This is a genomic window from Collimonas fungivorans (assembly GCF_028292705.1).
GTDB classification, from domain to species: domain Bacteria; phylum Pseudomonadota; class Gammaproteobacteria; order Burkholderiales; family Burkholderiaceae_D; genus Collimonas; species Collimonas fungivorans_B.
On the sequence record NZ_JAQGLV010000178.1, the window covers coordinates 1 to 9365 of the forward strand.

A 9365-nucleotide genomic window follows, 5' to 3' on the forward strand; every position below is an offset into this window, starting at 1 on the left:
GAGCAAGGCTATAACGGCACCGGCATCAAGGAAATCGTCGATGCCACCGGCGTGCCCAAGGGTTCGTTTTACAACTATTTCAAGAGCAAGGAAGACTTCGGCGCCGAGGTCATCTCGTTCTACGCCGACGGCTTCGCCGACAAATGGTCCGGCTATTTTGCCGAGGGACCGGAACAGCCGCTGGCCGCGCTGCGCTACACCTACGAACGCATCATCGGCTACCACGAACAGTGCGCGGTGAAAGCCGGTTGCCTGCTGGGCAATTTTGCCGCCGAAATGTCGGAGTCCAGCGAACTCTGCCGCCTCACTTTGCAGGAAGTGGTGGCCGGCTGGCGCAAGCGCTTCGCCAGCTATCTGCGCAAGGCCCAGGCAGACGGTTCGGTGCGCACCGACCTGAGCGCGGAACAACTTACCGATTTTTTCTGGAACGCTTGGGAAGGCGCCCTGCTGCGCATGAAAATCGAGCGCTCGACAGCGCCGGTGCGCGCCTGCGTCAACCTGATGTTCGATCATTTTTTCCTGCCATAACCTCACAGAAGTCACAGAAGGAATGGAATCCGTTTTTTATAACAAATCCGAGACGACCGGTCACTTATCAACCTGTATTGCAATTTTTTTTTCAACAACAAGTCAAACCACCAATCGCCTGACAGCGATTTATTCACGAAGGAATGTACATGAGCCGCACCCCAGAAACCCGTACCGAAGACAGCCTGTTCCAGCCAGCCCGCATCGGCGACATCGAAGTAGCCAACCGCATCGTGATGGCGCCGCTGACCCGCAACCGCGCCGGCGAAGGCAACGTGCCGAACGAGCTGAACCTGAAGTACTACGCCCAGCGCGCCGGCGCCGGCCTGATCGTCACCGAAGCGACCCAGGTGTCGGCCCAGGCCCAGGGTTACGCCAACACGCCTGGCCTGCATACGCCGGAACAGGTCGCCGCCTGGAAAAAGATCACCGACGCCGTGCATGAAAAAGGCGGCCGCATCGTGGTCCAGATCTGGCATACCGGCCGCATGTCGCATGTCTCGTTCCAGCCTGGCCGCAAGGCGCCGGTAGCGCCATCGGCGATCCGCGCCGATGCCAAGACCTTTGTGGTCGGCGAAGGTTTTGTCGATACTTCGGTGCCGCGCGAACTGACGCTGGAAGAAATCCCAGGGGTGATCGACGATTTCCGCCAGACCGCAAGACGCGCCATGGACGCCGGTTTCGACGGCATTGAAATCCACGGCGCGCACGGCTACCTGCTCGACAGTTTCCTGCGCGACGGTTCCAACCATCGCACCGACATCTACGGCGGCAGCATCGAAAACCGCAGCCGCCTGCTGCTGGAAGTGGTCGCCGCCGCTACCGCCGAAATCGGCGGCGGCCGGGTCGGCGTGCGCATCTCGCCGGTATCGCCGGTCAACGACTCCAGCGAAAGCCAGCCGCAGCCGCTGTTCAATTACCTGGTCGAGCAACTCAACCAGTTCGGCCTGGCCTATCTGCACGTAGTCGAAGGCCACACCGGCGGCCCGCGCGACAATGCACCGTTCGATTACGAAGCACTGCACCAGCGCTTCGACGGCGCCTGGCTGGTCAACAACGGTTACGACCGCATGATGGCGCGCCAGGCAATCGCCAGCGGCCACGGCGACCTGGTCGCCTTCGGCCGCGCCTTCATCACCAACCCGGACCTGGTGCATCGCCTGCAGCACAACCTGCCTTTGAACGTGCCGTTTGAAGATGCGCCGCTGTATGGCGGCGTGGGCGAGCATGGCTATACCGACTATCCGGCGCTGACCGAAGCATAAGCAAAGCAACGTCTTCTCCAATCCCGCTTGCGCAAATACAGTTTTCTGGCGAGCGGGATTTTTTTCGTCTGGAGATCACATCAATTAATTAGGGTCAGAGTCGAATTATTCGATTTGCGACTGCGGAGTAGCGAACGTTTTTGGTAACTACAAACGAATGCCAGCGCACGGACTCCGTGGTCCGTTAAATGGGGTCAGAGTTTTTTTTCGCAAAAGGCGCGAAAAAAAACTCTGACCCCATTTAACTGCGCAGCTGGAACTTGAGCCGTTGTTGTAAAAGGCATCGAGTAATATGGCAGGAACTTTAGTACGATAGCTGCAATGCGAATTGCAAAGCCAATACCCGCCTGCCAAACAGGCAGGTCGTACACAACAGATTCTTGGAGATAACACATGCCTTCATCACACGCCAGCTTTCATTGGGACGATCCGCTCTTGCTGGAGCAGCAGCTCAGCGGCGAGGAACGCCTGGTGCGCGACAGCGCCGCCGCCTATGCGCGCGACAAGCTGGCGCCGCGGGTGCTGATGTCGTTTCGCAATGAACAGACCGACGCCGGGATTTTCCGCGAAATGGGCGCGCTCGGCCTGCTTGGCGCGACCATCCCGGAACAATACGGCGGCGCCGGCCTGAGCTACGTCAGCTACGGCCTGATCGCGCGCGAAATCGAACGCATCGATTCCGGCTACCGCTCCATGATGAGCGTGCAAAGCTCGCTGGTGATGCTGCCGATTTTCGAATTCGGCAGCGAAGCCACCCGGCAAAAGTACTTGCCGCGGCTGGCCAGCGGCGAACTGATCGGCTGCTTCGGCCTGACCGAACCGGACCATGGCTCCGATCCCGGCAGCATGGTCACGCGCGCGCGCAAGGTCGACGGCGGCTACCAGCTCTCGGGCAGCAAGATGTGGATCACCAACAGCCCGATCGCCGACGTGTTCGTGATCTGGGCCAAGGACGATGAAGGCGCGATCCGCGGCTTTGTCCTTGAAAAAGGCTGGAAGGGACTGTCGACGCCAGTCATCCACGGCAAGGTTGGCTTGCGCACTTCAATTACCGGCGAGATCGTGATGGACCAGGTGTTCTGTCCGGAAGAAAACGCCTTCCCCGAAGTGCGCGGCTTGAAAGGCCCGTTCACCTGCCTCAACTCGGCGCGCTACGGCATCGCCTGGGGCGCGCTCGGCGCCGCCGAATTCTGCTGGCATGCGGCGCGCCAGTACACCATGGACCGCAAGCAGTTCGGCCGGCCGCTGGCGGCCAACCAGTTGGTGCAGGTGAAGCTGGTGAACATGCAAACCGAGATCACCATGGCGCTGCAGGGTTGCCTGCGGCTGGGCCGCATGAAAGATGAAGGGAGCGCCTCGGTGGAAATCACCTCCATCATGAAACGCAACTCCTGCGGCAAGGCGCTGGAGATTGCCCGCGTTGCGCGCGACATGTTGGGCGGCAACGGCATTTCCGACGAGTTCGGCGTGATCCGCCACCTGGTCAACCTGGAAGTGGTGAATACCTATGAAGGCACGCACGACGTGCACGCACTGATCCTGGGGCGGGCGCAGACCGGCATCCCGGCGTTCGCCAACTAGCCGACGCCGAACACCTGCAGCACCAGCCAGATATTCGCCGCTGAAATCAGCGCGAACAACAGCCAGGACACCCCCGCCGTCAGCCACGAATTGGCGAACGCGCCCATTACGTCGCGCCGGCTGGTGAGACGGATCAGCGGATACATGGCGAACGGCAGCTGCAGGCTCAGCACCACCTGGCTGAGCACCAGCAGGCGCCCCACCGAATGTTCACCCCAGGTCAGCACGCCGATCAGAGCCGGCACCAAGGCCAAGCCGCGCGTCAGCAGGCGCCGCTGCCAGCACGGGATCCTGAGGTTGAGGAAACCTTCCATGATGACCTGGCCGGCGATCGTCCCGGTGAACGTCGAACTCTGGCCCGAGGCTAGCAGCGCCAGGCCGAACAGGATGCCGGCGGCGGCGCTGCCGGTAATCGGATCGAGCAGGTGATAGGCCTGGTCGATATCGATTACCGAAGTATTCCCGGTGGCATGAAACGCGCTCGCCGCCAGCACCAGGATGGCGCCGTTGATCAGCAGCGCCAGCAGCAGCGAGACGATGGTGTCGAGCCGCGACAGCTGTATCGCCTGGCGCCGGCTGCGGTCGTTCTTTTCCACCACCCGCGTCTGCACTATCGATGAATGCAGGTAGAGGTTGTGCGGCATCACGGTAGCGCCAAGGATGCCGATCGCCAGGTACAGCGGCTCCCGGCTCGACAGCGCACTCAAGGATGGCAGCATGCCGGCGGCCACCGCATGCCAGTCCGGCTTCAGGAACACCAGCTCGACGAACAGGCAGACTGCGATGGTGAGCACCAGGCCAAGGATGATGGCTTCGATCTGGCGGAAGCCCTTGCCTTTCAAACCCAGCACCAGCACCGTATCGAACGCAGTCAGGAGCACGCCGACCGGCAGCGAAACGCCGAGCAGAAGCTTGAACGCCAGCGCGCACCCCAATACCTCCGCCAGGTCGCAGGCGATGATGGAAATCTCGGCGAAAAACCACATGCCCTTGCTGACGCGCGGACTGTAGTTCTCGCGCGAGTGCACCGCCAGGTCCTTGTTGGTGGCGATACCCAGGCGCATGCTGAGACATTGCAAGACGATTGCGGCCAGGCTGGACGCCAGCACCACGAACAGCAGCTGGTAACCGAACTGCGAGCCGGCCTGGATCGAGGTGGCCCAGTTGCCGGGATCCATGTAGCCGACCGAGACCAGCAAGCCGGGGCCGACGAACCTGAGGATTTTTTTCCAGAACGGGCCGCTGCTCGGCACTGCGATGGTGCCGGCAACTTCGGAAGGGCAAAACGGTGCGGTGGCAGTGGTCGGCAAACGATACATGTAGGCTTCCTGATAGAGTTGCCCCAATTCTATATTGTCACGGGCATTGCGTATGCCCGCTGCAACCCCTATGATTTGAGCGTACTTCCAATATGGCAGCAGTTCATCCGGAGGCTAGGAAAATGAAAACCATACTGACGCTGGTCACCGCTGCACTGCTGGCCGCTGCCACGCCCTCCTTCGCCGCAGACCCTCAAGCCGAACTCATCCAGCAAGCCGAAACCGCGGCCAAAACCTGGATGACGCTGACCGACGCCGGCAAATACGGTGAAAGCTGGGAACGCGCAGGCACATTCTTCAAGACCGGCATCGCAAAAAACACATGGGAAACCGGGATCCGCTCATTGCGGGCGCCGCTCGGTCCGGTAAAAATGCGTGAGCTGAAAAGCACGGAGTATGCAACCACCCTGCCCGGCGCGCCCGATGGCGAATATGTGGTGATCCAGTACGAGACGCAGTTCGAAAATAAAAAATCGGCGGCGGAAACCATTACGCCCATGCGTGAAAAAGACGGCAGCTGGAAAGTCTCTGGTTATTTCATTCGCTGACGGCAGCAAAAGAAACGTGCGGGGGATACGGCGGGAAGGAAGCGGAAATGCTGATCGGGAGAGTTGCGGCCTTGGCGGCTTAGCTTGACCCCAGGATCCGAAAGCCACCTTGTGAGGGCCTCGAAATCTCTTAAAACAGGGCGCCTTGTGGGCAAATCTGGAGCATAACCAGAAAACGTCTTGCGCAAGCGGCAGACCCGGCCTGTCGCTGCACTCATTGAAACATCGTTCAATGTAAAATCGGTGTGGCTAATTATTATCGGCAATTGCGGCAATTGCTGGCTATGCCGATAACAATATATCCAGTGCAGACAGTGTCACAAGAATGGAATATCATGTCCACTCACAAATTTGTATGCGCCATAGCAGTTTGTTATAGAGCGTTACAACCACCCCCTGCATTGGCATAAGATCATGATCCGTTTCAGACAAATCGAGGCTTTCCGCTCACTGATGATTTCCGGCACCAGCGTGTCAGCGGCCCGCCGCATGCACGTGACCCAGCCGGCGATCAGCCGCCTGATCGCCGATCTAGAGGCCGACCTCGGTTTCCGCCTGTTCAACCGCGCCAAGGGCCGCCTCGAGCCGACCAATGCCGGCGTGCGCTTTTACAAGGCGGTGGAAGAAAATTTCCTGGGGCTGGAGCGGCTGATGCAAGTGGCGGGCAATATCCGTCATGAAGCCCCCGAAGGCTTGACTGTCGCCTGCCTGCCGGTGCTGTCGACCACTTTGCTGCCGGAGGTGCTGCAGCGCTTCTTCAAGCAGCACCCCGATGTCTCGGTCAAGATCGACAGCTGCACCGTGCCCGAAATCCTGGTCAGCCTGCAAGACCTCAAGGTCGACATGGCGCTGAGCCTGGCGTTTCCGCCGTTCGCCGGCATCGAAGTCGAACCGATCATGGAAGCCACCGTGCTGTGCGCGATGCTGGCGACCCACCCGCTGGCGCAGAAGGAAATGATCCTGCCGGAAGACCTGGACGGCGAGAACGTGATCGGCTGGATGCCCAACAGCGCCCAATCCTATGACCGCGAACTGTCGACGCTGAACTCGGCCGCGATCCGCCCCAACTACACCATCCAGACGCATACCTCGCACACGCGTTACGCCATGGTCGCCAACGGTTTCGGCGTCGCCATCGTGGAGCCGTTCGCGGCCAAAATCTGGCGCCCGCACGGCGTCGTCACGCGGCCGTTCAAGGCCGACATCAACTACAAATACGTGCTGGCCTACCCTAGCGGCGGCATCCGCTCCGAACTCGCCCACGACCTGCGCGAGGCTGCTCTCCATGTTGCTAAAAACTATAACTTCGGCCTGTAAGAGGAACCAGAATGTATTCGCCTGAAAGACTGATTGAAAATTTAAGCGGCTACCTTGGCGAATTGGAAGAGCTCATTTCAGCGGCCGCGCAAGCAGACCCTGCTGAAAAAAACAGATTGCTTGTAGAAAAATCAAATATAGAAACATACGTCGGAAAACTGGAAGCGCTGTCTGAAAACCATCGACTGGATGCAAAGCATATCGAGTCCGGACTTGCGCTGGAACCCCATCCGGAAGGCGGCTTCTATCGCGAATTCATCCGCACCGATGCTTGCACTGTGATTTTTTACCTGCTGCCCGAGCGGGCCATCTCCAGCTGGCATAGCCTGAAAGACACGCAAGAGAAATTCAGGCTGATCTCGGGAGATTCTTTGTTAATCCCGAAAATAAATGCCGGCGGATTGTGGAAATCCGAAGAAGCGGTGACGTATGAAAATGACGTGGTCATAGAAAAAAACCAGGATTTCGGCGACTGGTTCGGCGCCTATCCGAGCGGAGAGTATGGACTCGTCACTTGCGAATGCAGAGGACCGTTCGAATTCGCGAAATTCAAGATCATCGACCAGGAAAACCTGGCCGCATTTCACAGCAAGAATCCCGGACACACAAAAATCATCGATAGACTTTCACCGAAACTCGGTTAAACCCTCTCTCGCCAATTCCTAATCGGCAGGTAAAACGATGGTGGCCACCAGGCCGCCATCGACATGATTGCGCAAGTGCAGCTCGCCGCCATGCGCCTGCACGATATTACGCGCAATGCCCAGCCCAAGTCCCATGCCGCCGGCATTCTGGTCGCGCCCATGCTCCAGCCGGGTGTACGGCTCGAACAGGCTGTGCAAGGCTTCTTCCGGCACGCCGGGGCCATGGTCGCGGATCTGGATCTGGATATTGCTGCCGGATTCATTGATCAGGCTGGCGACCGAGATTTCTACCTTCTGGCCATAGTGCAGCGCGTTGTCGAACAGGTTGCCGATGGCGCGCTTGAGCGCCAGCGGCTTGGCCATCACTGTCAGGCCCGATTCGGTAAACGCCACTTCGTGTCCCGCCATGCGGGCGTCTCGGATCATGCGCAAGATCAGCGTATCGAGTTTTACCTCGGTGCGGTTTTCATGGATATCGCTATCCTTGACCGACTGCAAGGCGCCCTTCACCATCATGTCGAGCTCGTCCAGGTCTTCGTGGAATTCGCTGCGCAGATGCTCGTCGTCCAGCAGTTCGGTGCGCAGCTTGAGGCGCGTGATCGGCGTGCGCAAATCGTGCGAGATCGAGACGAACAGGCGCTCGCGGTCGTCCAGGTAACGCTTGATGCGTTCGCGCATGGCGCGGAACGCGCGTGCGGTCTTGATGAATTCACGGCTGCCGGTTTCCGGCAATTCGGGCGCGGCCTCGCCTTTGCCGAACGCTTCGGCGGCATCCGACAGCGCCGCCAGCGGCCGCGTGGTCCAGCGCACCACCAGGATCGACAGCAGCAGCACGGTAGCCAGCGACAGGCCTTGCAACAGCAGGCGTTCGGGCGACAGCGGGTTATCGCTGTCGAGGAAATAAGGATTGGGCATAAGCGCCGCCAGGTAGAGCCAGTTGCCGGGCTCGAGTTCGGTCTGGATCACCAGCACCGGCGCCGGGTTGGGCTTGATCAGCAGCGTGTGCTGGACCCAGCTGTCCGGCAGGTCCGCAACCTGCAAACCTTGCGGCGACACCATCAGGTCGTCGGGCCAGGCAAACGCCAGGCGGAAACCGGGCAGGAACGGCAGGTCGGTTTTCAGCGTGGCGCCGATATCGGCTAGCGCCATGTTGGCCAGCGTATTGTCGGCAATCTTGTGGATGGTCACCGGGCCGTCGTTGGTGTTCACAAAAAACCGGGTGCCGCCCATTTCGCGCAGCTGCTGGATCAGGATAGGCCGGTAATTCGCCGGCAAGCTCATGAAGAAACGGACAGCGCTGGCTGCGCTGTGCGCCAGATGCTGCGCCGCTGTCTTGGTTTCGACCTCGGCCTTGCTGCGCAATTGCGCGGACCAGATCAGGCCGCCGGCCAGCTGGGTCACCAATACGCCGAACACCATCACCACCGACAGCCGGCCCAGCAGCGTGTGCGGCAGCAGCCAGGACAGCAGCCGGCTATACCAGGCCGACCAGCTACGCTCGGGCACGGCTTCAGACTTGCGCAGCGGCCACATCGGCAGAGAATACGTAACCGGCGCCGCGCACCGTCTTGATCAGGTGCGGGTCCTTGCCGCCGTCGTTCAGGCGCAGGCGCAGTTTGCTGATCTGCACGTCCAGCGAACGGTCCAACGGACCGACATCGCGGCCGCGGGTTTCCTCGCACAGGACGCCGCGGTCGAGCACGTCGCCCGGGTGTTCGACAAAGTATTTCAGTAATTGATAATCGAGGCCGGTGAGCGCCACCAGCTGGCCATCCGGATCGCTCAGGGTGCGCTCCACCGTGTCCAGCGTGAAGCCGACAAAGCGGTAGTAGCGCGGTGCCACGGCACTGTCGATGCCGGTGCGGCGATGGATAGCCTTGATGCGCGCCAGCAGCTCGCGCGGACTGTAAGGCTTGGCGATATAGTCGTCGGCGCCCAGCTCCAGGCCGACCACGCGGTCGGTTTCGTCGGAACTGGCTGTGAGCATGATGATCGGCACGTTGGATTTGCGCCGGACCGTCTTGCACAAGGCGAAGCCGTCGGTATCCGGCAGCATCACGTCCAGGATCACCAGCGACAGTTCCTCGGCGTAGCGCTGGAACTCGGCCAGGAACGCCTCGCCGTTATGCGCCAGGCGCACTTCGTACTGGTTCTTTTCCAGGT

At 60.2% G+C, this 9365-nt stretch carries 9 protein-coding genes; 6 read left to right on the forward strand and 3 right to left on the reverse strand.

The window, feature by feature from the left end:
• The 3 genes from JWQ61_RS09790 to JWQ61_RS09800 all read left to right on the forward strand — a co-directional run.
• Nucleotides 1–528, forward strand: a 528-nt coding sequence (locus tag JWQ61_RS09790; RefSeq protein ID WP_304360364.1) for a TetR/AcrR family transcriptional regulator, incomplete at its 5' end; no start/stop codon positions are given.
• A gap of 143 nt (nt 529–671) precedes the next feature.
• Complete coding sequence (locus JWQ61_RS09795; protein ID WP_304360365.1) at nt 672–1793, forward strand: alkene reductase; 1122 nt, start codon at nt 672–674, stop codon at nt 1791–1793.
• A gap of 393 nt (nt 1794–2186) precedes the next feature.
• Nucleotides 2187–3374: an acyl-CoA dehydrogenase gene (locus JWQ61_RS09800; protein WP_304360366.1), complete on the forward strand. Its 1188-nt coding sequence runs from the start codon at nt 2187–2189 to the stop codon at nt 3372–3374.
• Here the strand turns inward: JWQ61_RS09800 and JWQ61_RS09805 are convergent.
• On the reverse strand, nt 3371–4693 hold the full coding sequence (locus JWQ61_RS09805) for an Nramp family divalent metal transporter (RefSeq protein ID WP_304360367.1): 1323 nt from the start codon (nt 4691–4693) through the stop codon (nt 3371–3373). The two genes, JWQ61_RS09800 and JWQ61_RS09805, sit on opposite strands and share 4 nt — an antisense overlap.
• Before the next feature lie 122 nt (nt 4694–4815).
• On the opposite strand from JWQ61_RS09805, the gene JWQ61_RS09810 reads away from it, so the two are divergent.
• From JWQ61_RS09810 to JWQ61_RS09820, 3 genes are all read left to right on the forward strand, one after another.
• Complete coding sequence (locus JWQ61_RS09810) at nt 4816–5241, forward strand: DUF4019 domain-containing protein (RefSeq protein ID WP_304360368.1); 426 nt, start codon at nt 4816–4818, stop codon at nt 5239–5241.
• A 414-nt stretch (nt 5242–5655) separates the two neighbouring features.
• Nucleotides 5656–6558, forward strand: a complete 903-nt coding sequence (locus tag JWQ61_RS09815) for a LysR substrate-binding domain-containing protein (RefSeq protein ID WP_304360369.1) — start codon at nt 5656–5658, stop codon at nt 6556–6558.
• A gap of 11 nt (nt 6559–6569) precedes the next feature.
• On the forward strand, nt 6570–7202 hold the full coding sequence (locus JWQ61_RS09820) for a cupin domain-containing protein (protein ID WP_304360370.1): 633 nt from the start codon (nt 6570–6572) through the stop codon (nt 7200–7202).
• Between the two features lie 18 nt (nt 7203–7220).
• On the opposite strand, the gene JWQ61_RS09825 is transcribed toward JWQ61_RS09820, so the two are convergent.
• Entirely contained in the window at nt 7221–8735 is a 1515-nt protein-coding gene (locus JWQ61_RS09825; protein ID WP_304360371.1) for an ATP-binding protein, read from the reverse strand.
• Nucleotides 8713–9363, reverse strand: coding sequence for a response regulator (locus tag JWQ61_RS09830; protein ID WP_304360372.1), 651 nt, complete (start codon nt 9361–9363; stop codon nt 8713–8715). Before JWQ61_RS09830 ends, JWQ61_RS09825 begins: the two co-directional genes overlap by 23 nt.
• Nucleotides 9364–9365: the final 2 nt, after the last annotated feature.

Excerpts from the sequence above, each read along its gene's own strand:
- JWQ61_RS09800 (WP_304360366.1), top strand. The coding sequence starts at position 2,187 with ATGCCTTCATCACACGCCAGCTTTCATTGGGACGATCCGCTCTTGCTG.
- JWQ61_RS09810 (WP_304360368.1), top strand. The coding sequence starts at position 4,816 with ATGAAAACCATACTGACGCTGGTCACCGCTGCACTGCTGGCCGCTGCC.
- JWQ61_RS09825 (WP_304360371.1), bottom strand. The coding sequence starts at position 8,735 with ATGTGGCCGCTGCGCAAGTCTGAAGCCGTGCCCGAGCGTAGCTGGTCG.
- JWQ61_RS09805 (WP_304360367.1), bottom strand. The coding sequence starts at position 4,693 with ATGTATCGTTTGCCGACCACTGCCACCGCACCGTTTTGCCCTTCCGAA.
- JWQ61_RS09820 (WP_304360370.1), top strand. The coding sequence starts at position 6,570 with ATGTATTCGCCTGAAAGACTGATTGAAAATTTAAGCGGCTACCTTGGC.
- JWQ61_RS09795 (WP_304360365.1), top strand. The coding sequence starts at position 672 with ATGTACATGAGCCGCACCCCAGAAACCCGTACCGAAGACAGCCTGTTC.
- JWQ61_RS09815 (WP_304360369.1), top strand. The coding sequence starts at position 5,656 with ATGATCCGTTTCAGACAAATCGAGGCTTTCCGCTCACTGATGATTTCC.